Raw genomic sequence first — 23,753 nt, forward strand, 5'->3', positions numbered from 1 at the left:
TGAAAATAATCCAAATGTCCTACCTTCTACTTCCCATAATACCCATATAAATTAAAAATATTCACAAAAGAAAATAAAAACTCATTACACATTTGTTAAACCGTTTCATGACGAAATGTCATTCGTATCAAAAAGCTATTCTTTTCTTTTGGATTGTGAATCTTGAACGGGTACTTATCTAGCATCAACTCGAAGCTGATTGGGATGGAAGGTGGTGAAAGGATGAGTACTCCAACTGTTCGGTCTCCCATTGATCGAAAAAATGCGCTCTTGATGTTACTCGATATCACGATTGCAGGGCTCGCGATTTTCGTGACGTTTGACCTATTCTTTGCAAATAATCCGACGGTAACATCTGACCCGCTAGATTTGATCACGATCCTCGGATTGAAGACGCTCGTTCTTCTCATTTTAGGATGGGTGACTCGGGTATACCAAATCGACTGGCGATACGGATCGATGCGTGAATTGCAATTACTGGCGATTGTGTTGGTCATGAGTGACACGTTCGTCTTATTCGCATCATACGTATTATTGGATGGCTTTTCCTATCAAGCAATTTTTATTCAAAGCTTACTCGCATTTAACGGCATGTTATTTATCCGACTCGTCGCTAGGACACGATCGTTTTTCCGATTTAACGCACCGGTGTCGAATGGAAAAGCTACCTTGGTTATCGGTGGTGGGGAATCGGGTCAAAAAATCATTAAAGAACTGAAAGAGCATCGAACGAATGTGCTGCATGTGGTCGGGGTGTTGGATGATAATCCATTGCTTCACCGTCTCTACATTCACGGGACGCCGGTCATCGGTTCAATTGATTTATTAGAACGCAAAATTGAAGAGCTGAATATCGAAGTGGTTGTGTTGGCCATTCCTTCTCTTCCATATGGGGATCGGGTCCAACTATTGAAACGAATCGAAAAGACAGGCGTCGAATCCCATGCATTGCCGATGCTTGCGGAACTCGCATCCGGAAAGGTGTCATTAAATGAGATTCGTGAAGTAGCCATTGAAGACTTGCTCGGCCGTGAACCAGTTCAGCTCGATGTTTCGGAGATTTCTCAGACGTTGAGTGGATTGACCATTTTCATCTCGGGTGCGGGAGGGTCGATTGGCTCAGAGCTTTGTCGTCAATTGATGAAATTTAATCCAGGCAAACTGATCCTGTTTGGTCATGGCGAGAATAGCATATATGCAATCGATCGGGAACTTCGCTTACTCGGGTCGGATACAGAGATTTGTCCTGTCATCGGTGACGTCCAAGACCGGGAACGGGTGACGAAAGTGTTTGATCAGTATCGACCGGACGTCGTCTATCATGCGGCAGCCCATAAGCACGTTCCGCTCATGGAAGACAATCCGAGAGAGGCAGTGAAAAACAATATTTACGGAACGAAGAATATGGTCGAAGCCGCCGATTTCTTTGAAGTGAAGCGGTTCGTCATGATCTCTACGGACAAGGCGGTCAATCCGACGAACGTGATGGGTGCCACGAAACGAGTAGCAGAAATGATTGTCCAACAGCAGGCGCGACATAGCGAAACGACATTCTCGGTCGTTCGTTTCGGCAACGTCTTAGGAAGTCGTGGCTCCGTCGTTCCGCTCTTTAAAGAACAAATTCAGCGGGGCGGACCCATTACGGTGACGCATCCAGAGATGACCCGATACTTTATGACCATCCCTGAAGCGAGTCGCCTCGTCATTCAAGCGAGCGTACGCGCAAACGGCGGCGAAGTGTTCGTACTAGATATGGGAAATCCCGTCAAAATCGTGGACTTGGCGAAACGGATGATTACCTTGAGCGGCTTCACCCTCGAGCAAATCCCGATTCAGTTCAGTGGCATTCGTCCTGGTGAAAAATTGTTCGAAGAACTGCTTGCGACGAGCGAACATACGAATCAAGTATATGAAAAGATTTTCGTCGGTTGTACAAGACCCTTTAAATCGGTCGATCCGATTTTGAAAACGATTGAATATCTACTCGATCAATCGAACGGCCTCACGTCTTTCTTGTTGTTTGTCGCAAATAACGAACTGCCAGAAGAAGTGATGGAAAGTATTTTTGCGCCACAAATCGAACCGGTACGGATGCGAGTCAACGAGTCAACGCAAAGGAGGAAGTCGTTATGAAAAGAACAGTTCTCGTGACCGGAGTGGCCGGGTTCATCGGTTTTCATCTGGCTCGACGGTTGCTAAAAGAAGGACATCATGTCATCGGGATCGATGTGGTCAATGACTATTACGACCCGAAATTAAAAGAATCAAGACTTCATGTGTTGACGCATCCTCGTTTCAAACTCTATCGTGATGCCCTAGAAAATAAGATGGCGATCACGCGTGTCTTTGAAAAAAACCAACCTCAAATCGTGGTCAATTTGGCGGCTCAGGCCGGTGTACGCTACAGCTTAGAAAATCCGGATGCCTATATTCAATCCAACATCGTTGGTTTCCTGAACATCTTGGAAGCTTGTCGTTTCTATCCAGTAGAACAGTTGATTTATGCCTCATCGAGCTCGGTTTACGGTTCGAATCAGGTGATGCCATTTTCCGAACAACACCCGGTCGATCATCCGCTATCCTTGTATGCGGCTTCGAAGAAAGCGAATGAGTTGATGGCTCATACGTACAGCCATTTGTTCGGTCTAAAAACGACGGGGTTGCGATTCTTTAGCGTCTATGGGCCATGGGGGCGTCCCGATATGGCACTTTACAAATTTACGGAGGCGATTTTAAAAGGCGAACCAATCGATGTATACAACTACGGTGAGATGGAACGAGATTTCACATACATCGACGATATCATCGAGTCGATTGTCCGACTTATGGATATCGCACCGTTGGCAGATGAGGAGTTTGACTATGAACATCCTCTACCTGACCGGAGTGACGTTCCGTTTCGTGTCTATAACATTGGAAATCAGCAACCGGTATCCTTGATGGACTTTATTCGGACGATCGAAGAGCGAGTCGGGAAAAAGGCCATCCTCCGCTTGTTACCACTTCAGGCGGGAGATGTACCCGCGAGTTTTGCCGATTCCTCCTCTTTATATGAATCGATTGACTTTCAACCACAGACGTCGATTCGCGATGGTGTAAACGCGTTTATCGACTGGTACATCGCCTATCATCAAGTGTTGAAGGAGGGCATCGAGTAATGGGGATTTTACAGGATCGGATTTATGCACACTCACCGATTCGCCTCCAAAATTGGCTGGTTTCCTTATATGGAATCAAGTTATATCGGGAGCGATACGGTCAGTATTATGAGCAGGAATTGGAGCGACTGAGACGTGCTCCAAATGAAGCGTCACCTGATGCAAAACTCAATCATTTGAATCAATTCCTACAGTTTTGTAATCAACACAACGTGTACTATCAGCGACTCTTCAAAAAACACGGGGTTACCTTACCCTTAAAGAGCTTAGAAGACTTTAAGCGGATTCCCCCTTTGGAGAAAGAGACGCTTCGAACGGATGAGACCATCTTTTCTAACCTTCATGCCCCGATCATCGGCATGACGGGCGGGACGACGGGTAAATCGATTCAGGTTCGTTTCACCGAATACGATTATCAAATGCGAATGGCGCATCTCGATTTTTTTAAAGAACAACATGGTTTTCGCCGTGGGATGAAGCGAGCTAGTTTTACAGGACGGATGATTTGTCCAGGTAATCAAAAGAATGCGGTGTATTGGCGGTACAATGCCCCGATGAAGCAAATGCTCTACTCGGTCGTGCATTCGAATCCGACGACGATTCCACACTACATCGATTCGTTGAACGAATTTCAACCGGCCGCACTCGACGGTTCACCTTCCGATATGATTGAAATCGCAAAATATTTGAAAACCCATCAAAAGACGTTATCGTTCCGACCGGTGGCTTTATTTCCGACCTCGGAGACGCTCACACCATCCGGACGCTTGTTGTTAGAAGAGATGTTCCAAGCGCCGGTTTACGATCAATATGCTTCTTCGGAAGGGGCTCCTATCGTTACGGAGTGTGAGTGCGGGAAGATGCACTTACGCCCTGAGATGGGAATCATCGAGACGGATGCGTTTGGAGAGGCACTCGTCACCAGTTTCACGACGCACGGAACACCGCTGATTCGCTACCGCATTGGCGATCGGATGACCATCAGTGAAGCGATGTGTCCATGTGGACGACAGGACACCATTATCGAGTCAATCGATGGTCGTCAAATGAACTATGTTGAGACGCCGGAAGGCTATAAGGTGTTTGAAGGGGATTTGACGGCAGCGGTCGGCGTGCTGCCGAACTCCATTATTCAAATCCAAGTGTTGCAACACAAAATAGACGAAATTGAGATGCTGTACGTGAAGGATGAGGCACGATTTGAGCCTGAACATGAAGTCGCGCTCCAAAAAGAAGTCGAGCGACTGTTTACTTCACGGATGAAAGTTCTTCTACGAGATGTGAAAAGCATCAAGAAAGAAAAGAACGGAAAAGTCCGAGTCGTGAAACGACTCTACACTTAGCGAGAGGAGACTACACCATGGCAGGGTTTGCGCTTCGTGATTTATACATGAGATCACCGATTCGATTACAACAATGGATGACGACATTGTATGGAATGAAACTATGGCAAGAACGGTACGGACGCACATATGAGCGTGAGTTAGTCGTTTTAGCCAATCGTCCAAAAGATGGGGTACTTGTCGCAGCCGATCAGTTGAAGCGACTCAATGCGTTTCTTGAATTCTGTGCGACGCACAATGCATATTATCAAAAACTGTTTGAAGAAAATGAGATTGTTCTTCCCCTTCAATCGATGGAAGAGTTGAAGCGCATCCCGATCCTCGAAAAAGAAACAGTTCGGAAAAATCCGGACATCCACTCGAACATCAAAACAGACATTCTTGGACGAACCGGTGGAACGACAGGGACGTCCCTACAAGTTCATTTTACGAAAGAAGACTATCAAAGACGTATGGCCCACGTCGACTTTTTCAAAGCGCAACACGGGTTTGTCAGAGGAATGAAACGAGCGAGTTTCACAGGACGGAAAATTTGTAATCCAAATCAAGAAAAACCTGTATTTTGGCGCTACAATCGACCGCTCAATCAACTGCTATTCTCGCTCTATCATGTCAATCCTCAGACCATCCCTCATTACATCGACGCATTAAATCGATTCAAGCCAGTCGTATTAGACAGTGCACCGTCTGCCATGATTGAAATCGCGAAATACATCAAAGAAAATCAGGTTCCACTTGAATTTCAATTACTGGCTATTTTTCCGACTGCCGAAACGATTACGCCTCAAGGAAGAGCCATCTTAGAAGAGGCGTTTAATGCCCCGGTATTTGATCAGTACGCGTCTTCTGAAGGCGCGCCGATTTTAACGGAATGTACTCATGGCAATATGCATCTCCACCACGAAACAGGCGTGATCGAGTCGTATGGGGATCACGAGGAAATTTTAGTGACGAGCTTTACGACCCATGGGACACCGCTCGTTCGTTACCGGATTGGCGATCGGATGAAAATTGGAGAGGGGACATGTGCTTGTGGACAGGGAGGAACATTCGTCACTTCCATTGAGGGACGCGAAAGCAATTATGTACTCACTCCGAACAAACAAAAAATCTACGAAGGAGATTTGACGACCGTTGTCCGAGTGTTACCCAACTCGGTCATCCAAACGCAGTATCGGCAACATGATTTGTATCATATCGAATTAAAATACGTCCCGGATCTTGAACGTTTCAAGCCAGAACATGAAGAGATTATGAGGAGCGAGCTTGAACTACTGTTCGGCAAAGAGGTCGTGATTACGTTGACCGCCGTGCAATCGATTCCTCGGGGACCGAATGGAAAACTCATTGTGATTGATAAAACCGCATAATTCCGAATCTCAGGAGGCAGATGGACATGGATAAACTCATCTCAGAATCACGTACAACACGAAAAACCATTGCCAATCGTCACGTAGCTGTTGTCGGACTAGGATATGTCGGACTCCCTGTCGCTGTTGCGTTAGGTGGCGTAGGAGACGTCATCGGAGTAGACATCAATGAAACGCGTATCAATGAGCTTACCCTTCATCTCGACAGCACGCGAGAAGTTGAATCAGTAGACCTTGAGCAAGCAGCGGTCTTATATACGACGGATGTCGCCAAACTTGAAGAGGCGGATTTCATTATCGTGGCTGTGCCGACACCGATCAATGATCAAAATCAACCAGATTTAGGACCGATTTGTAGCGCGACTCGTGCTGTTGGGGCGCATTTGCGACCGGGCACGATTGTCGTATACGAATCTACGGTCTATCCGGGACTGACAGAGGAAGAGTGTATCCCATTACTTGAAAAAACATCGGGTCTCCGGGCCGGGATTGATTTTAAAGTCGGCTACTCTCCAGAACGAATTAATCCGGGCGACCGTGAGCATACATTCCGCACAATCAAAAAAGTCGTAGCTGCCGAGGATGAAGAAACACTCGATGTGGTAGCGGCTGTTTATGAGACGGTAGTCGATGCCGGCGTTCATCGCGCTTCCTCGATTAGAGTGGCTGAGGCGGCCAAAGTGATCGAGAATACACAGCGCGATTTGAACATCGCGTTGATGAATGAATTGGCCATCATCTTCGATCGCATGAACATTGACACGCTCGAGGTGTTAGAGGCTGCTGGGACGAAATGGAACTTCCTAAATTTCCGACCAGGTCTAGTCGGTGGACATTGTATCGGCGTCGACCCATTCTATTTGACGATGAAGTCTGAAATGCTTGGTTATCATCCGGAAGTGATTTTAGCAGGTCGTCGAATCAACGAGACGATGGGACGTTTCGTCGCCACATCACTGATTAAAACGATGATTAGTCAAAACATGGCCATTCTCGGAGCACGTGTGACGGTCCTCGGGATGTCCTTCAAAGAGAACGTCAGTGATATTCGCAATTCGAAAGTGGCTTCCTTGATTCGAGAGGTCGAGGAGTTCGGCTTAGAAGTGCAAGTGTGTGACCCGCTCGTCGATTCGGAAGAGGTACGCCGCGAATATGGAATCGACGTCAAATCATACTGTGACTTAAAACCAGCGGATGTCGTCATCTATGCCGTGTCTCACGATGAATTCGTTCAAGAGGGTTGGACGATTGCGAAACGCCAGCTGAAGTTAGGTCGTGGCATCGTCATTGACTTGAAAGGCATGCTCGATCGCGCGATGAAGCCGGAGGAGGTGCACTTATGGCGCCTTTAAAGATTCTCCAGTTCTGCGCTGTCGATATGACAGCGGATGTGTTGCTACGTCCTCTCATTGAGTCGCTGAAGGCGGAAGGACACGAAGTCGACGTCGCGTGTGCTTACGGTGATCGGACGGATCGTCTTCGGGACGAAGGATGGGTCATTCATACGTTGCCAATCGATCGAAAGTTTAGCCCGAAGCGTAATCTACAGACCATTCAAGAGTTGGTGAGGTTATTGCGCCGCGAAAAATATGATGCCATTCACGTCCACACCCCGGTGGCCGCAGCGTTAGGACGAGTCGCGGCCCGCATTGCCAGGACACCACATATTCTCTATACCGCACATGGATTTTACTTTCACGAACGAATGGGTCGAATCGCATACGAACTCGTCTTCTGGTTAGAGAAATCACTCGCGGCATTAGCGACCGATTGGTTGTTGCTCCAAAGCGAGGAAGATTACTCACTCGCTAAAACAAGACATTTCAAAGAGGACGAACGATTGATGCATCTCGGAAACGGGATTGATTTAAATCGATTTTATCCGACAGAGAAACACATTTCCCCAGAATATTTAAAGTTCTTGTTTGTCGGAAGGCTCGTTCAAGAAAAAGGAATCCTAGATTTACTTCAGGCGTTCGATGAACTGACGAAACGCTATCCGAACGCGACGTTGACGATTGCTGGAGAGTTGATGACGAGTGAACGTGATCAAGAGACGGCGAAACAAGTCGAGGCGCATTTAGCCCAAAATCCACAGATTCATTACGCCGGATTCGTTCGGGATACCCCCTCTTTATTTGCAGCACACGACGTCTTTTTACTTCCCTCTTATCGTGAAGGATTGCCACGCTCTATTCTTGAAGCCATGGCGTCCGGATTACCTGTCATCGCTACCGATATCCGTGGCTGTCGAGAAGAAGTCACGGATGGGGAAACCGGCTTTCTCGTTCCCGTCGGTCGACCTGAGGCACTGACCTTGGCGATGCGCTGGTTCATTGAACATCCTGAACAGTGTTATTCATTCGGGCAACGTGGTCGCGAAGTGGTCGAAGAAAAATTTGACGAAACGAAAATTTTAAGTCGTCAACTTCACCTGTTCGCACAAATTAGTAGCCGTGAAGTGGGATGAACCGATACGTCAATCACGTAAGGGGGAGGCGACATGGGAAAGCAACAACTGATTGATCACTTACAAGAGGCTTCTTCGGACGGTCGCCTCACCATCTACATGTATCAGAAATGGCAAAAGATTCACGGCGGGGCAACCGTGGTGGAATTATTGGAAATGTACGGATCATGGTCGAATGTACTGCGTTTGGCTGGGTTGGAACAGCAAACGCCACGGTTCACAAAGAAGGAAATGATTCAAATGCTTCGTGAAGCGGCGAAAGAGCATGATTCATTCAATAGTGCCGATTATCGAAAGTGGGCCATGACCAATGATGCACCGACGTTGACAGAGGTCGTCATTCAGTTCGGATCGTGGAAAGTGGCACTGATTGAGGCGAATTTGAAGAGTATCATCTCGTTCGATCAAAAATGTGAAATCATCCAATCGTTACTTGATGCCAATGAAGAGCTTCATCCATTGACGTCGACCGCTTATGCCAAATGGGCCAAGCAGAACCAACGTCCGAGTATCACGAAAGTGGTGAGGCGTTTCGGGTCTTGGTCCCAAGCGTTAGACGAGATTGGCATCTCAACGCGAGAGCTGTTCACGGAGAAGCAAATGATGGACGCGCTACACGAGGCAGATGAACATTTGACCGCTCTCTCGCCATGGGGGTATGAAGTGTGGCAAAAAGAAAAGGGCAATCGTCCGACATTAAAAGACATTCAACAAATGTTTGGTTCATTTGATGTGGCGGTCCGAGAGATGCGTCAAACCGCAAACCAAAGTGGAGGGAGATGAGAAAATGCGAGTTGTACTCTGCACGGGCGACCACTGGAGTTCAACACTTGTCTATCAAGCGATACGGGATTTAGGCGTCACACATGTGATCATGGAAGATGGTCCGACACCGACTCATGTCAACACGTGGAAAGAACTTCTGACACAATCGTACATTTCCTTCCTGACTCCCATAATGCGGAGGTTCAGTCGAGAACGAATCGCGGAGTTGCAGTCGCGGTATGCTTTCTGTGACGATTCGATTCCGGAACAGCGTATGACGCGTGTCGTTTCCTTACAAGATAAAAAAGCGGAACATACGATTCGACACCTGCAACCGGACGTCATCATCATGTACGAAGTTGCGGAAATGAACGAACGATTGTTACAAGAAATGAACTGTCCCATCTTAACCATCACCCCATCGATGGCAGTGGGACAACGAGAAGCATATTGGGGATTCCATAACCACACATCGAGAAAAGAAGTTCGACTTTGCCAGTGGACGAAGAAAGGATGGACCCCACTAACGAGTGAAGTAATCTATACAGGTGGAACGGACAACTTCTCGACCTTCCCTTATATTTATTTGGCGACGAGTCTCCCGATGTTACAAAAACATCTTCAAATAGGACCGCAAGAAGACACCGAGCGACGAAAAAAAGTCCAAGCCTGAGGCTTGGACTTAACTGTTCGCGATACAATAGTATTGGATGGCCTCGTTATAATACGCAGCGAGCCCCGGCTCGAAGCGATCATAAAATGCGGTGAATCGTTCATCCGTCACATACATCTGTCCGAGTCCACTGAACATATCGAGTGAACAGTCGTAAAAGTGTGTGTCGATGAACAGATGATTGTCTTTCACAATCGATTGAACTCGGTCGTCATCGATTGCGATTTGTGAACGAAATAAATCAACGAGTGGCGCAATCAAATCGAGTTGCATTTGATTGATGCGTTCCCAATCCGCTTTCGATCGCTTCTGCGCACGTTCTTGTGCTGTCTTGTAAGCTGAAGTCTCTCCCCAACGTTTCTGCACTTCCTCTTGATGTTTCGCCTCGTGAGCTTGAATCTCCTCATAAGATAATCCATCAAATAATGACTTGTCATCCATTGGAATCCCTCCTTTGAGTGAGGTGAGGGTCGCTTCTGCCGTCTCGGCAAGCTGAGCGAAATAGGCTGCTTTCTGTCGCAACGCCTCGATATGTCCACTCAACACATCAATCCGGTTGAACGTCGTTGAATCAAGCAATTCTCCGATTTGATCGAGAGGAACATCGAGCGTGCGATAGAGTAAGATGAGTTGCAACCGTTCCGCATCGCGTGAAGAATAACGCCGATAGCCGTTGACGTCGCGGTTCGCGACGAGAAGACCGATTGCGTCATAATGTCGAAGCGTTCGCGTTGTCGTTCCAGCGAGTGACGCAAGTTGTTGTATCGAATACATCCCTTCACCTCCTTAGTCAAAGCGTAAAGGTTGACGTCACGTCAAGGTCAAGCCTGTTTTTCAAACAGTGAGAATCCATTTCGTTCACCGATATAGTGGAAACCGAACCGAGGATAGTAGTTATTTAAGAAGGCGTTGTCGGCAACACAGTCCAATCGAATGGTCGAAGACGTGTTTGCTAAGGCATGCTGCATCAAACGTTCCCCGATGCGTTCACCTTTTGCACTCGAGTCTGTGACGAGTCGATGCAAGTAGACGGCACCGTCCGGGTCGTCCCATAGATTATGGTCCCAGTCAGTCGGAGGAATCAGGCTGACGGCACCGACGACTTGTTGATCTCGTTCGTAGACAAACACCGTCCCGTTCGTCAAATCGTGACGGACATAGTCGGAACGACTCGGCTCTAAATATTTGACCCATTGCGACTTTCCGGCTACTTGGAACTCTTTTGCTTTCTTTAAAATCAATTGATCGACTGCTGAAAAATCCTCCATTGTGGCAAATCGAAACATGATGAAGCACCTCGCTTTCATTTCTTTTCAAAATCGTGTAGGGTACACGTTGAGTATGCTGATGAAACATCTTTGTATCATCGAATGTTTTTTGGTAAGATAAATTTATTGCATAGTGCAAACGATTGCGCTAATGATATAAAGTTCACAGCACGAATAAGATAAGTATAAATGATGAGCAGTGAGTTTTGGGATAAGGAGTATCTAGATCACATGCAACTTTTACAACGAGAACAACAAACACAAACGCTTAAACGCAACTGGTGGAAAGAAGCCGTCGCCTATCAAATTTATCCTCGTAGCTTTTATGACGCGAATGGGGACGGAATTGGAGACATTCAAGGAATCATTGATAAGCTCGACTATTTGAAAGACCTCGGTATTGATGTTATCTGGATTTGCCCGATGTATAAATCGCCAAACGATGATAACGGTTATGACATTAGTGACTATCAAGATATCATGGACGAGTTCGGTACGATGGAAGACTTCGACCGCTTATTGGACGAAGTGCATCAGCGCGGTATGAAGCTGTTGCTCGACCTCGTCGTCAACCATACGTCGGATGAGCACCCTTGGTTCATTGAATCGAAGAGCTCAAAAGACAATCCGAAGCGCGACTGGTATATCTGGCGCGACGGAAAACCGGACGGGTCGAAGCCGAATAACTGGGAATCGATCTTTGGTGGCTCGGCTTGGGAATTCGATGAAACGACGGAGCAATACTACTTGCATGTCTTCTCGAAGAAACAGCCGGACCTCAATTGGGAAAATGCTGAGATGCGTACAGCGGTATACGATATGATCAACTGGTGGCTCGAAAAAGGGATCGACGGGTTCCGTGTCGATGCAATCAGCCATATTCGCAAGAACCCGACGTTCGCCGACTTGCCAAACCCGAACGACCTCGACTTTGTACCGTCGTTCGAGATGCACATGAACGTGGACGGAATTCACGACTATTTAGAAGAGCTTCGTGACGAGACGTTCAATAAACATGACATCATGACGGTCGGTGAAGCGAACGGCGTCTCACCTGACGATGCCCATCTATGGGTCGGTGAAAAGGAAGGGAAGATGAACATGGTCTTCCAATTCGAACACATGGACCTTTGGAGTGAAGATGTCGATTCGAAACTCGATGTCGTTCACTTGAAGAACGTGTTGACGAAATGGCAAAAAGGACTTGAGGCCGATGGATGGAACGCCCTTTACGTCGAAAACCATGACCAGACGCGTACGGTCTCGAAATGGGGAGACGATGAACGTTACTGGAAAGAAAGCGCGAAGTCGATTGCGATGATGTACTTCCTCATGCAAGGGACGCCGTTTATCTATCAAGGTCAAGAGATCGGGATGACGAACGTCAAATTCGATTCGATCGATCAATATGATGACATCGCGACACGCAACCGCTACTATATCGGTGTCGAACAAGGGAAGAGTCATGACGAGATGATGCGCATCACGTGGAACTCGTCACGCGACAACACGCGTACACCGATGCAGTGGAGTGATGCCCCGAACGCCGGATTCACGTTCGCAGAGCAGCCATGGGTCGGCATCAACCCGAACTATACGGATATCAACGTCGAATCACAGCTTAAAGATGAGGACTCAATCTTTAACTTCTATAAAGAGATGATTCAACTTCGTAAAGATAATGAGACGTTTGTTTACGGGGCGTATGATGTCGTCTTGCCGGAACATCCGGAAGTCTATGCGTATACGCGTACGCTCGGTGACACGCAGTACCTCGTCGTCACGAACTTGACGGCGAAAGAGACGATGTTTGATATGGATCAGACACTTCGTGCGCAAGATGTCGTCTTGAGCAACATGCCGGTTGAAGGCGATGCGGAATCATCGCTCCTTCACTTGAAACCGTTCGAAGGTCGCGTGTATAAAATTAGCTAATTTTTCAGAACTTCAAGGTCGTGGACGAAAATTCGTCTACGGCCTTTTTTGTTGGAAAAAGGGGATAACGGCGACTCATGCGAACTCCTTATAGGGAGATGAGAAGGAGGAAACGTAAATGAAACTGTTATTAACGTCAGCAGGTATTAAGAACGAAAGCATCAAACGAGCACTTCTCGAGTTATTAGACAAGCCGATTGAAGAGTGTAATGCACTCTGTATCCCAACAGCCATTTATGCGTTGAACGGGGGAACGAAACACGCATGGAACTTTTTCAACGGAGATTTCTCGACGCCGATGTGTGAGTTGGGCTGGAAGTCGGTTGGGGTGCTCGAACTGAGCGCACTCCCGAGTATCGATGAGTCGGTGTGGAGACCGGCGTTTGATAAGGCAGACGTATTATTGGTGAATGGGGGCGATCCGCTCTTTCTCTACCATTGGATGAAACAGTCCGAGGTAGCCTCGCTGCTCCCGTCCTGGAAAGGTGTCTACGTCGGATTGAGTGCGGGGAGTATGGTGATGACGCCACGAATCGGAGAAGCGTTTGTCGGATGGCGCGCATCCGATGAGCAGAGCGATGAGACGTTAGGGTTTGTCGACTTCTCGATCTTTCCACATCTCGATCATGACATGTTACCGGGGAACACGTCACGAGATGCTGCAGAATGGGCGGAGACATTACAGTCGCCGGCCTATGCGATTGACGACGAGACGGCGATTCGCGTGAAGGATGGGAAGGTCGATGTGATTTCGGAAGGGAATTGGAAGAAGTTTTTCTGACTGTATAAAAGCAATAGGAAGGGGACCTGAGAGATTGAACCGATTTACTCATCAACGAAAAACGAATCGAATCATCGTACGACCGTTAGAGAAACAAGATTATGACGCGTGGTTAAGTGGATTTACAAATCGTCGTATTTCGCAACACGTGTACGATTCCGGGAAATTAGACATGAGCGACTGTACGTCCGTTTGGTTTGACCAGCTAGTCGACAATCATCAGGCACTTGCGCTTGAAGACGAGGCACATGTCTTCGCCGTTTTCCGGCTTGATGATGGGATACATCTCGGCATGGTGGATTTTTCTACCTTGGCGCGAGATGCGTTTCAATGGGGGAGGGTCGGGTATACGATTCATAATCAACATTGGGGTCAGGGGTATGGGACAGAAGCAGTCGACCTGGCGATGCGTATTGCTTTTGACGACTTGAACTTTCAACGAATCGAGGCACATATCAATCTCGATAATAAAGCATCCATTCGTCTCGCGGAGCGTGTCGGCATGTCGTATGAGTGCACGAGAGAAGGGTTTATCTTTGAGAACGAAGATTGGGTAGACCATCTCGTCTATGTGAAAACGAAGCGCCGTCGATAGAACGACTCCTACCACATATGGTACGATGAATTGACGGAAAGGGGGATGAGCATGGCGATTGAACCACTTCGCGTGCGTGTCCAGCAAACAACACGGATGAGTGACATGCCAGAGTCAATCGAGCTCTCGGCAGACGGTTTATACTATCCATTGAAGACTGGCTTTATTTTAATGTTTGACCAACGACAAGAGGACGGGGCGGTCCCGACGACAATCAAGTACACGCCGGAACGATTGGCGCTGATTTGTAAGGGACCGATTGAGATGAACCACTCCTTCATCGAAGGTCGCTTCACGCAAAGCTTATACAAGAATCCATATATGTCGATGACGATGGCGACGACGACATCGCGCCTCGATGTCTCGGAAGAATCATGTACGTTCGTATATGAGTTGTCCATGAATGAAGAAGATGTTGGTATATATGAAGTACATGTCACGTGGACATTTGAAGGAGGAGAAGACTGATGAACTTTACAGAACGCGTAAACAAGATTGAAGAGATGTTGAACGAAGACTGGTTCGAGATGCTCGAAACGAATGAAGAAGAGTATGAAGAGTGGCGCGGTCGCCTTGAAGACCATGCTGAGCAAGTCATCATGCATTATGACCAAGAAAACGGAGTCGATGTCGATTCAATCGATAAATTGCTTCAATTGAACGATGAGTTCCCGCTCCTTTACGGGGAAGACACCGTTCGCCTGTACATCGCACTTATTGAGGCGCGGTCAGAAGACAAAGCGGTCTACGATCGGTACGTCGATTATTTGGCAGCCATCAGTGATGCATCGCACGAACAGTTTTTACATTTCCATACGCTCGTCGAGGCAGGACGGTTAGAAGAAGCGAGACAACTTGCTCCACACATGCCGCAACGTCTCGGACTCGAAGGATAAGCATACCGAAAGTGTCATCTGAACAAGGTGGCACTTTTTTTCATGCCTGAAAGGGGACAAACTTTGACGAGAACGTCTATTTTATTTCAATTGTGCTTTCCCTAAGATGAAGGAACAAGGAAATCAATTTAGAGAACACGAATGGAAAGGAATAAAGGGGGAAATGGGATGTTAAGACTAATCAAGACGTCTGTCGATCAAAAAGAACAGATTCTCGCATTTTTAGAGGAATGGTACGAGCGGGATGAGCGGATTGTCCCGACCTCGGTGGACCGTGAAACGACAGACTTCGAGGCGTACGTCAACACATTACGTCAGAAAGAGTTACGTGAGAACATAGAGGAAGGCTGGGTCCCGAGCACGACGTATTGGCTTACAGATGGAGAAGAGCTTCTCGGGGCGGCGAACATTCGTCACGAGTTGAATGAATCACTTTTGAAGATTGGTGGGCATGTCGGGTACGGGGTGAAACCGAGCGCACGCGGGCGTGGACTCGCCACCATCCAACTGCAACTTGCGCTTGAGAAAGTGAAAGAACTTGGAATCGAGCGGGCACTCATCACGTGTAACCGGACAAATATCGCTTCCCGTCAAGTCATTTTAAACAATGGTGGCATTGCGGACACACCGTATACGGAAGAAGACGGGACAGTCGTCGAGCGGTTTTGGATTGACTTGAAAGGGTGAGGACGAGATGGCGAACTGGATCATCATCTATTTGGCGCTGATTAACTTCTTCGGCATCTATTTATTCCGGGAAGAGACCGTTCCCTCAAAGAAATGGTTCTCATTCTCGAGCGGAATCGCCATCACGTACTTCTTCATGTATCTTTTGCCGTCTCTGAACAAACGCCAGGACACGCTTCGTGTCGATTGGTTGAATTTGGCGTTACCTTCTGAGATTTATATCGTCAGTCTTATCGGATTCACGGTATTTTATGGCACGATGCGGTTCGTTCGAACTCCTCACTTTCAAGATGAGGCGGTCGACCGGGCCGTTTCGTATTGGTTACAGGTGACACTCCTCACGGCCTATATGACCTTCTCGGCGTACGTGGTGACAGCCGACTCGGTGACGTTCGTTGCGAGAAGTTTCTATGCGACAGCGCTCGGTGTCCACTTTTTAGCGCTCGGGCATGACTTAAATCGTCATTATGGTAAACGTTACATGCGACAAGGACGCTATTTGTTGAGTGGGGGGATTTTACTTGGTGGGTTCTTTTCACGCTGGATTGACTTGGCGGCGCACGTCGAAGCGCTCTGTTTTGCCTTTGTGGCCGGGGCGATGATTCTCAATATCGTGAAGTTTGAACTGCCATCCGACCGAAATTTGCACTTCCGCACGTTCGTATTGGCCGTGTGCAGCTATGGAGGATTATTGCTCATATTGAAACATCTTCTAAACTTCTGATGAGAACTTCATAAAAATGAATGACTGTTCATTCATCATTTGATATACTGAATTCAAGATTGAATCCGTTTTCAAAGGGGGAGTTTTGGGGATGTCTACATTTTTAATCGTCAACTGGATTCTATTCTTGCTCGTCCTCGGCTATGGTGTATATTTATTTGCTACGCTAGTTCATCAGCGTTATACGTTCATCAAGCTCGGGAAGAAGGCAGAATGGAGCCAAACGAACAAAGAACGACTCGAACAGGTCATGATCAACGTGTTCGGTCAAAAGAAATTGTTGAAAGATAAGAAGAGTGGCGCAATTCACGTCATGATGTTTTATGGCTTCATCCTCGTCCAATTCGGGGCGATTGATTTTATTTGGAAAGGACTAGCGGTGGGAACACGTTTCCCGCATATCCCGCTCGGTCCGCTTTATCCAATCTTTACGTTCATGCAAGAAATCGTCATGCTCATGATTCTCGTTGCGGTCGTTTGGGGATTCTACCGTCGTTACGTCGAGAAGCTCGTGCGCTTGAAACGAAACTTTTTAGCAGGTCTTGCCCTCATCTTCATCGGCGGGTTGATGGTTTCCGTATTGTTCGGGAACGGGTTTTACCTCGTCTATAAAGAAGAGCTTCCAATGTGGGGCGAACCGGTCGCGACGCTCATCGGCTCAGCGTTTGCTTGGGTACCGGGCTCTGTCGCTTTCGCTTTATTCGTCGTCTTTTGGTGGATGCACCTTTTATTCTTACTCAGCTTCATGGTCTACATCCCACAAGGAAAACACGCACACTTGATTGCCGGAACGCTCAACGTATGGCTCGGTCGCACGCACAAAGTCGGTCGCTTGGCACCTGTTGATTTTTCAGCGATGGAAGAAGCGGAAGAGTCGGATGAAGAGATTGTCTTCGGGGTCAACAAGATTGAAGACTTCAACCAGAAGCAGCTCGTCGACTTGTATGCCTGTGTCGAGTGCGGGCGTTGTACGAATGTTTGTCCGGCAACAGGAACTGGGAAGATGTTGTCGCCGATGGACTTAATCGTCAAACTTCGTGACCATATGAATATGAAAGGCGCGGCGGTCACGAGAAAATCACCGTGGGCACCTGCACTCATGTTCCAAAACACGCAAGGTGCTGAAATCGCAGCAGCTGCGCAAGACGGTCATATGCTCGTCGCAGACGAGTTGATCGGCAACGTCATCACGGAAGAAGAAATTTGGGCTTGTACGACTTGCCGTAACTGTGAAGACCAGTGCCCGGTCATGAATGAACACGTCGATAAAATCATTGACCTTCGTCGTTACCTCGTCATGATGGAAGGGAAGATGGATCCTGAGGCACAGCGTACGGTCGCCAATATCGAGCGTCAAGGAAACCCGTGGGGAATGAACCGGAAAGAACGCGAGAACTGGCGTAAGGATACAGAGCTCGTCATCCCGACGGCGAAAGAGAAGAAAAAAGCAGGCGAGGAATTCGAGTATCTCTTCTGGGTCGGCGCGATGGGGTCTTACGATAGCCGTAGCCAAAAAGTCGCGCAGAGCTTTGCGAGCGTGTTGAACAAGGCGGGCGTCTCATTCGCCATTCTCGGAAATGAAGAGAAGAACTCAGGGGATACTCCACGTCGAATCGGAAACGAGTTGCTCTTCCAAGAACTCGCCGAAGCGAACATTAAGTTGTTCGAGAAGTATGGGGTGACGAAAATCGTCACGGTCGACCCGCACGCGTACAATACGTTCAAAAATGAGTATCCGGACTTCGGTTTGACTGATGTGAAGGTGTATCATCATACGGAGTTGCTCGCAGAGTTGCTCGATACGGGTCGAATCCAACCAGACCTTCAAGTGAATGAACGTGTCGTCTATCACGACTCTTGTTACCTTGGTCGTTATAACGGCATTTACGATGCACCACGATTCGTCCTAGAACGCATACCGGGTGTCGAACTCGTCGAAGCGACACGTAACCGTGAAAACGGTATGTGTTGTGGAGCGGGTGGCGGTCTCATGTGGCAGGAAGAAAAAGTCGGGACACGTGTCAACGTGGCTCGGACAGAACAGTTGCTTGAAACGAAACCGACCGTCATCGGATCGGCGTGTCCGTACTGCTTGACGATGTTATCAGATGGAACGAAAGCGAAAGAAGTTGATGAGACCGTCGGCACGTTCGATGTCGTCGAATTGCTCGATCGCTCGCTGAAGGCCATCGAGATTCCAGAACCAGTTGTCCAATAATACAACAAGGCACGGTCCGCGGACCGTGCCTTGTTTGTTTTTCGGCCCCATTTGCTCGAGGAGGGCCGCGATGTTCGTCTCATTTTCAGGAATGAGCGCATTGATTTGACTGCTCAGTTGTTTTTCGTTCTCTGCAAGTGTGCGTACATCGGTGGCGACGACGGCGAAAACCCTTCTTAATGATTAGGTTGATAGGATACGGTTTGTACGTTGGGCAGACAGTAAACGAGGAATTATCGTTTCAAATTCCAAAAGCATGGATGTTCGGTGTTCTAGGACTTACGTGGATTTTCAATATTGGATTAATCAGCCTGTACTGGTTCCGAGTTCGTCCGAGTAGAATACATGAATCATAATTTTCCCTAGCTTTTTCATATCGCTTTTGTTTATAATGAGGAGTGATGTTTAACTAGTGACGGAAAAGGAGTGTCCTTTAATGAATAAATCGTTGATTGATTTCGTTTATGAACTTCTCCAAGAAACTGGCGAACAGCCTGTTTCTTTTGATGAGATTCGCGAAAAAATCAAGCAAAACTATACGTTTGCGAGTGAAGAGGAAGAACTCGAGAAAATCGCACAACTTTACACCGATTTGAACATCGACGGGTTGTTCGTCAACTTAGGAGCAAACCGTTGGGCGCTTCGTGTTTGGTACCCATTCGATAAGTCGGATGAGGATCTCGTCATCGAAGCACGTCAACGTGGTGAACTTGACGAATTCGAAGAAGAGTTCGAAGAAGCAGACGAAGGCATCGTCGATATCGAGGATGACTTGGATGTATTCGCAAAAGTTGAAGATTACGATTCATCTGAATTCGATGATGAGGACGAAGAAGAAAAAGTAGAAGGCCTTGACGATTTCAAGGACGATGACTTGGACGACGACCTCGATATCGAAGACGAGGATGATTTATAAGAGACCGCAAAAAAGCCGGGCATCGCGCCCGGCTAGGCGTGTCTCTTTTTCTTTTTTAGTCGTGTTCATCGACTTGAAAAAAAGAAAAAATAATATCTTGACGACTGCATCGTCTCTGGCGTAAATTAGTCATGGGCTAGTTTAGCACGTAACGATGCAGCAAAAGTGTCCTCCATTTTCGGGGGCACTTTTGCTTTTTTTGTTTTTTCGTTTCCCGATGGTTGGTATTCAAGAGAGGAGAAAGAAACATGACAAAGTACATTTTCGTAACAGGCGGGGTAGTATCTTCGCTCGGTAAAGGGATCACGGCAGCTTCGCTCGCGCGTCTACTCAAAAATCGAGGACTCAACGTCACGATTCAGAAGTTTGACCCATACATCAACATTGACCCAGGTACGATGAGCCCGTATCAACACGGAGAAGTATTCGTCACAGATGATGGCGCTGAGACTGACCTTGACCTCGGACACTATGAGCGCTTTATCGACATCAACTTGTCGCAAAACGCGAACGTCACATCAGGGCGCATTTATTCAACTGTCTTGAAGAAAGAGCGTCGTGGAGACTATAACGGTGGGACGGTTCAGGTCATTCCGCATATCACGAATGAAATCAAAGACCGTGTCTTCCGTGCAGGACGCGAGACGAACGCCGATGTCGTCATTACAGAGATTGGTGGAACAGTCGGGGATATCGAGTCCCTTCCGTTCATCGAAGCCATTCGCCAAGTGAAGAATGACATTGGGAAAGAGAACGTCATGTACGTCCACTGTACACTCGTCCCTTACCTTCGCGCAGCAGGTGAGATGAAGACAAAACCGACACAACACAGTGTCAAAGAGCTTCGCAGCTACGGAATTCAACCGGATATCATCGTTCTTCGTACGGAGCACGATATCCCAGAAGACATGCGTGAAAAAATCGCCCTCTTCTGTGATACACGCAAAGAAGCGGTCATCGAGGCGCAAGACGCATCGACACTTTATGAAGTACCACTCAACCTTCAAAAACAAGGAATGGACCAACTCGTCAACGACTACTTCGGTTTCAATTCACCGGCTGCTGACATGACGGCTTGGAAAGAACTCGTCCACACGGTCACACACCTTGAGAAGAAAGTGAAAATCGCACTCGTCGGGAAATATGTCGAATTGCGTGATGCCTATATCTCGGTCGCGGAAGCACTCAAACATGCGGGTTATGCGTTCAACGCGGATATCGACATCGACTGGGTCAACGCGGAAGACGTGACGGCTGAAAACGTCTCAGACATCCTCGGCGATGCGGACGGAATCCTCGTTCCAGGTGGATTCGGTGAGCGTGGAATCGAAGGGAAGATTGAAGCGACACGTTTTGCTCGTGAAAACAACGTCCCATTCTTCGGAATCTGTCTCGGGATGCAACTCGCGACGGTCGAGTTTGCCCGTAACGTCTTGAAGCTGGACGGCGCACATACTGCAGAAATCGATCCGTCGACACCGTATCCGATCATCGACCTTCTTCCAGAGCAAAAAGATATCGAGGATCTTGGGGGCACACTTCGTCTTGGACTTTATCCATGTAAACTCGAAAAAGGGACGAAAGCGCATGCGGCATACGATCAAGAACTCGTATACGAGCGTCATCGTCACCGTTATGAATTCAACAACGAATACCGTGAAGCGTTTGAAGCAGAAGGCTTCAAGTTCTCAGGTACGAGCCCAGACGGTCGTCTCGTAGAAATCATTGAGATTCCAGAACACAAGTGGTTCGTGGCATCACAGTTCCACCCAGAATTGATTTCGCGTCCAGAACGTCCACAACGTCTATTCCATGACTTCATCCAAGCATCACTTGGAGAATAAGTGATTGAAAGCCACGGTCCATTGCGGACCGTGGTTTTTCTACGTCAAAAGCATGAGAGGGAAAGCGCCTTCGGCAGGATACATCCCTATCACTTTGTGGGTACACTAGAAATAGAACGGGGAGAGGGTGAGGGCACATGAAAGAACGACATTCGATTTATCTTGGATATGGATTAGGGATTGTCGCGCTCAGTCTGTTGCCGTTCGTCGTCTTGCCTTCTCTCTTACTGCCGTACCAGCTCGGTTGGACGGGCATTGTCTTACTCGCTCTTTCGGTCGGGTTACTTCGGGCGATTCGGGACGGCTCGAACGTCATCCTAAAGCAGATGTGGAAGATCACGTTCTCGCTCTTCTTAATTTTCGTTCTCGTCTATTATGTCTCGTTCGGACTCGTCCTTTATGACACATACGGATTGGATCGTCTATTAGCACAATATGAACGACAGGCGGTCTGGGTGTTTTCGGCATTTAGCTTTTTACAACCGATTGCCTTGCCGGTCCCGGAAGCGGTCAGTGTGCCGATTGGGAGTGTCGCGCTCGGACCGTTTCGTGCGGCTTTAGTCGGAAGCATCTCGACTACGCTTGGCATCTTTGTTATGTATGGGTTGGCCCGGTTTGGCCGAGGACGCATGATTCGTTGGGTCGATGAAGAGAAACTGAAGACATACGATCGATATGTCGATCGATACGGTCTTGGTGTATTGCTCGTGTTGTTCATCATTCCGATTTTGCCGGATGAGGTCATCTGTCTCGCTGCTGGGTTTAGTCGCGTGCCATTCCCGCGTTTTGCGGGCATCGCGTTCGGGGCAAAACTCGTCACGTCGTTCGGACTTGCCTACTCTGTCTCCATCGGACAATTGTTTATGACCGATTCGAGTCCAATCGCGATCGCTTCTGTCATGGCAAGTGTGATTGTCTTGATTCTTGCGTTCATTTGGCGCAAACGAAAAAAAGGAGATTCGAACGGGACACAAGAATAAGGTAAGGACGATCTATAGAGAGGAAGACAACATGCGACAAGATCAAGAAGTGGTCATTCGACCGATTGAAAAACAAGACTTAGTCCGACTATGGGAATTGATTTACCGGGATGCAACACCGGAGTGGAAACAATGGGACGCTCCTTACTTCGAACATAAGGCGATGTCCTACGAAGAGTTTCAGCAAATCGAGCAGTCGCTCATTCAAAAAAAAGACATGTGGGTCATTGAGGTCGATGGAACCGTATATGGGACCGTTTCTTACTATTTCGAAGATGCCGGACGAGAATGGCTCGAGATGGGCATCATCCTGCATCAGTCCGACCGCTGGAATCGTGGTGTCGGGACGCGTGCCCTTCGCTTATGGACCGAGCATCTATTTGAGACGCTACCCGTTGTCCGTGTCGGCTTGACGACGTGGTCCGGGAATGAACGGATGATGCGGGTCGCTGAAAAAGTAGGGATGCAACTCGAAGGTCGAATCCGTCAAGTGCGTGTCGTGAACGAGAAGCGCTATGATTCGATTCGGATGGGTATGTTACGCGAAGAATGGATGAAGACAGGTACGCCGTCTATGTGAACTACTCACCACTTATTTGCTTTGCAAATTGAAGTGGGAGCTTCTTGGAAAGACCGTGCTCCTACCGCCACGGTTATGGACCAAGCTCGTCGGGCAGTCCCTGCCCTGAAGGGTTGTCAGTCGGCCAACATCAACAGGTTGATGCTCGCGTTGATGTCACGGTCATGGTGCGCGCCACAGGCACACGTCCATTCACGGACATCCATCGTCTTCTTCTGACCTTTCTTGCCGCAAGAAGAACAGATTTGGGTCGATGCGTACCAGGGGTCTGCCTTGATGAGCGTCCGTCCGTAGAAGTTTGATTTGTATTCGAGTTGTCGGACGAACTCGTACCAACTGACATCTGCAATCGATTTGGTGACCTTGTGGTTCTTCATCATGTCCTTCGACTTCAATGTCTCCACGACGATGACTTGGTTCTCGTCAACGATCCGTCTCGACAGCTTGTGAAGGAAGTCCTTGCGTTGGTTGGCGATTTTCTCGTGTCTCTTGGCGAGGATCAGCCTGGCTTTTTCACGATTCTTGCTTCCGATCTTCTTGCGTGACAGCG

23 protein-coding genes are annotated in these 23,753 nt (G+C 47.9%); 20 read left to right on the forward strand and 3 right to left on the reverse strand.

All coding sequences use genetic code 11. The annotated features are described in order from the left end of the window. The first annotated feature begins 222 nt into the window (after positions 1 to 222). Genes KNO73_RS12150 through KNO73_RS12185 form a run of 8 tightly spaced genes read left to right on the forward strand, consistent with a single transcriptional unit; the run spans position 223 to position 9,779 of the window. Complete coding sequence (locus KNO73_RS12150) at positions 223 to 2,133, forward strand: polysaccharide biosynthesis protein (RefSeq protein ID WP_215112549.1); 1,911 nt, start codon at positions 223 to 225, stop codon at positions 2,131 to 2,133. Beyond that, positions 2,130 to 3,158 (forward strand): NAD-dependent epimerase, encoded by a 1,029-nt coding sequence (locus tag KNO73_RS12155; protein WP_215112550.1) that lies wholly within the window; start codon positions 2,130 to 2,132, stop codon positions 3,156 to 3,158. The genes KNO73_RS12150 and KNO73_RS12155 overlap by 4 nt, the downstream gene beginning before the upstream one ends. Next, entirely contained in the window at positions 3,158 to 4,501 is a 1,344-nt protein-coding gene (locus KNO73_RS12160) for a phenylacetate--CoA ligase family protein (RefSeq protein ID WP_078147703.1), read from the forward strand. Before KNO73_RS12155 ends, KNO73_RS12160 begins: the two co-directional genes overlap by 1 nt. Positions 4,502 to 4,518: 17 nt before the next feature. Further along, entirely contained in the window at positions 4,519 to 5,871 is a 1,353-nt protein-coding gene (locus KNO73_RS12165) for a phenylacetate--CoA ligase family protein (protein WP_078147702.1), read from the forward strand. Positions 5,872 to 5,897: 26 nt separating this feature from the next. After that, a complete protein-coding gene (locus KNO73_RS12170) occupies positions 5,898 to 7,223 on the forward strand; it encodes a nucleotide sugar dehydrogenase (RefSeq protein ID WP_215112551.1) in 1,326 nt (441 codons plus the stop codon). Then, on the forward strand, positions 7,211 to 8,341 hold the full coding sequence (locus tag KNO73_RS12175; RefSeq protein ID WP_078147700.1) for a glycosyltransferase family 4 protein: 1,131 nt from the start codon (positions 7,211 to 7,213) through the stop codon (positions 8,339 to 8,341). The genes KNO73_RS12170 and KNO73_RS12175 overlap by 13 nt, the downstream gene beginning before the upstream one ends. A 33-nt stretch (positions 8,342 to 8,374) precedes the next feature. Continuing rightward, complete coding sequence (locus KNO73_RS12180; protein WP_078147699.1) at positions 8,375 to 9,124, forward strand: hypothetical protein; 750 nt, start codon at positions 8,375 to 8,377, stop codon at positions 9,122 to 9,124. 4 nt (positions 9,125 to 9,128) lie between these two features. Further along, a complete protein-coding gene (locus tag KNO73_RS12185) occupies positions 9,129 to 9,779 on the forward strand; it encodes a hypothetical protein (protein WP_078147698.1) in 651 nt (216 codons plus the stop codon). Positions 9,780 to 9,788: 9 nt separating this feature from the next. Here KNO73_RS12185 and KNO73_RS12190 read toward each other — a convergent pair whose 3' ends face one another. Beyond that, on the reverse strand, positions 9,789 to 10,553 hold the full coding sequence (locus KNO73_RS12190; RefSeq protein WP_215112552.1) for a MerR family transcriptional regulator: 765 nt from the start codon (positions 10,551 to 10,553) through the stop codon (positions 9,789 to 9,791). Positions 10,554 to 10,600: 47 nt separating this feature from the next. Beyond that, positions 10,601 to 11,065 (reverse strand): GNAT family N-acetyltransferase, encoded by a 465-nt coding sequence (locus KNO73_RS12195; protein WP_159563003.1) that lies wholly within the window; start codon positions 11,063 to 11,065, stop codon positions 10,601 to 10,603. A 213-nt stretch (positions 11,066 to 11,278) separates the two neighbouring features. On the opposite strand from KNO73_RS12195, the gene KNO73_RS12200 reads away from it, so the two are divergent. The 12 genes from KNO73_RS12200 to KNO73_RS12255 all read left to right on the forward strand — a co-directional run bounded on the left by KNO73_RS12200 (position 11,279) and on the right by KNO73_RS12255 (position 23,203). After that, positions 11,279 to 12,982, forward strand: a complete 1,704-nt coding sequence (locus tag KNO73_RS12200) for a glycoside hydrolase family 13 protein (RefSeq protein ID WP_078147695.1) — start codon at positions 11,279 to 11,281, stop codon at positions 12,980 to 12,982. Positions 12,983 to 13,100: 118 nt separating this feature from the next. After that, positions 13,101 to 13,763, forward strand: coding sequence for a Type 1 glutamine amidotransferase-like domain-containing protein (locus tag KNO73_RS12205; RefSeq protein WP_078147694.1), 663 nt, complete (start codon positions 13,101 to 13,103; stop codon positions 13,761 to 13,763). 34 nt (positions 13,764 to 13,797) lie between these two features. After that, positions 13,798 to 14,358, forward strand: coding sequence for a GNAT family N-acetyltransferase (locus KNO73_RS12210; protein WP_214685428.1), 561 nt, complete (start codon positions 13,798 to 13,800; stop codon positions 14,356 to 14,358). Between the two features lie 51 nt (positions 14,359 to 14,409). Continuing rightward, on the forward strand, positions 14,410 to 14,826 hold the full coding sequence (locus KNO73_RS12215) for a YwiB family protein (RefSeq protein WP_214685430.1): 417 nt from the start codon (positions 14,410 to 14,412) through the stop codon (positions 14,824 to 14,826). Next, a complete protein-coding gene (locus tag KNO73_RS12220; protein WP_215112553.1) occupies positions 14,826 to 15,254 on the forward strand; it encodes a hypothetical protein in 429 nt (142 codons plus the stop codon). The genes KNO73_RS12215 and KNO73_RS12220 overlap by 1 nt, the downstream gene beginning before the upstream one ends. 168 nt (positions 15,255 to 15,422) lie before the next feature. Beyond that, on the forward strand, positions 15,423 to 15,941 hold the full coding sequence (locus KNO73_RS12225; RefSeq protein WP_214687580.1) for a GNAT family N-acetyltransferase: 519 nt from the start codon (positions 15,423 to 15,425) through the stop codon (positions 15,939 to 15,941). A 7-nt stretch (positions 15,942 to 15,948) separates the two neighbouring features. Further along, the gene (locus KNO73_RS12230; protein ID WP_215112554.1) at positions 15,949 to 16,665 is read left to right on the forward strand and encodes a hypothetical protein; all 717 of its coding nucleotides are present in this window, start codon (positions 15,949 to 15,951) and stop codon (positions 16,663 to 16,665) included. 91 nt (positions 16,666 to 16,756) lie between these two features. Beyond that, positions 16,757 to 18,883 (forward strand): (Fe-S)-binding protein, encoded by a 2,127-nt coding sequence (locus tag KNO73_RS12235; protein ID WP_215112555.1) that lies wholly within the window; start codon positions 16,757 to 16,759, stop codon positions 18,881 to 18,883. Positions 18,884 to 19,319: 436 nt separating this feature from the next. After that, positions 19,320 to 19,799 carry a DNA-directed RNA polymerase subunit delta gene (gene rpoE, locus KNO73_RS12240; protein WP_074035668.1) on the forward strand — a complete coding sequence of 160 codons (480 nt, stop codon included), beginning with the start codon at positions 19,320 to 19,322 and terminating at the stop codon, positions 19,797 to 19,799. 248 nt (positions 19,800 to 20,047) lie between these two features. Then, a complete protein-coding gene (locus tag KNO73_RS12245) occupies positions 20,048 to 21,643 on the forward strand; it encodes a CTP synthase (protein ID WP_074035670.1) in 1,596 nt (531 codons plus the stop codon). Positions 21,644 to 21,780: 137 nt separating this feature from the next. Next, a complete protein-coding gene (locus KNO73_RS12250) occupies positions 21,781 to 22,623 on the forward strand; it encodes a TVP38/TMEM64 family protein (RefSeq protein ID WP_215112556.1) in 843 nt (280 codons plus the stop codon). A gap of 31 nt (positions 22,624 to 22,654) precedes the next feature. Then, positions 22,655 to 23,203, forward strand: coding sequence for a GNAT family N-acetyltransferase (locus tag KNO73_RS12255; protein WP_078147687.1), 549 nt, complete (start codon positions 22,655 to 22,657; stop codon positions 23,201 to 23,203). Between the two features lie 116 nt (positions 23,204 to 23,319). On the opposite strand, the gene KNO73_RS12260 is transcribed toward KNO73_RS12255, so the two are convergent. Then, a partial coding sequence (locus KNO73_RS12260) for an RNA-guided endonuclease TnpB family protein (RefSeq protein WP_215112557.1) occupies positions 23,320 to 23,753 on the reverse strand: 434 nt, incomplete at its 5' end.

The organism is Exiguobacterium sp. s83, assembly GCF_018617095.1.
Classification (GTDB): domain Bacteria; phylum Bacillota; class Bacilli; order Exiguobacteriales; family Exiguobacteriaceae; genus Exiguobacterium; species Exiguobacterium profundum.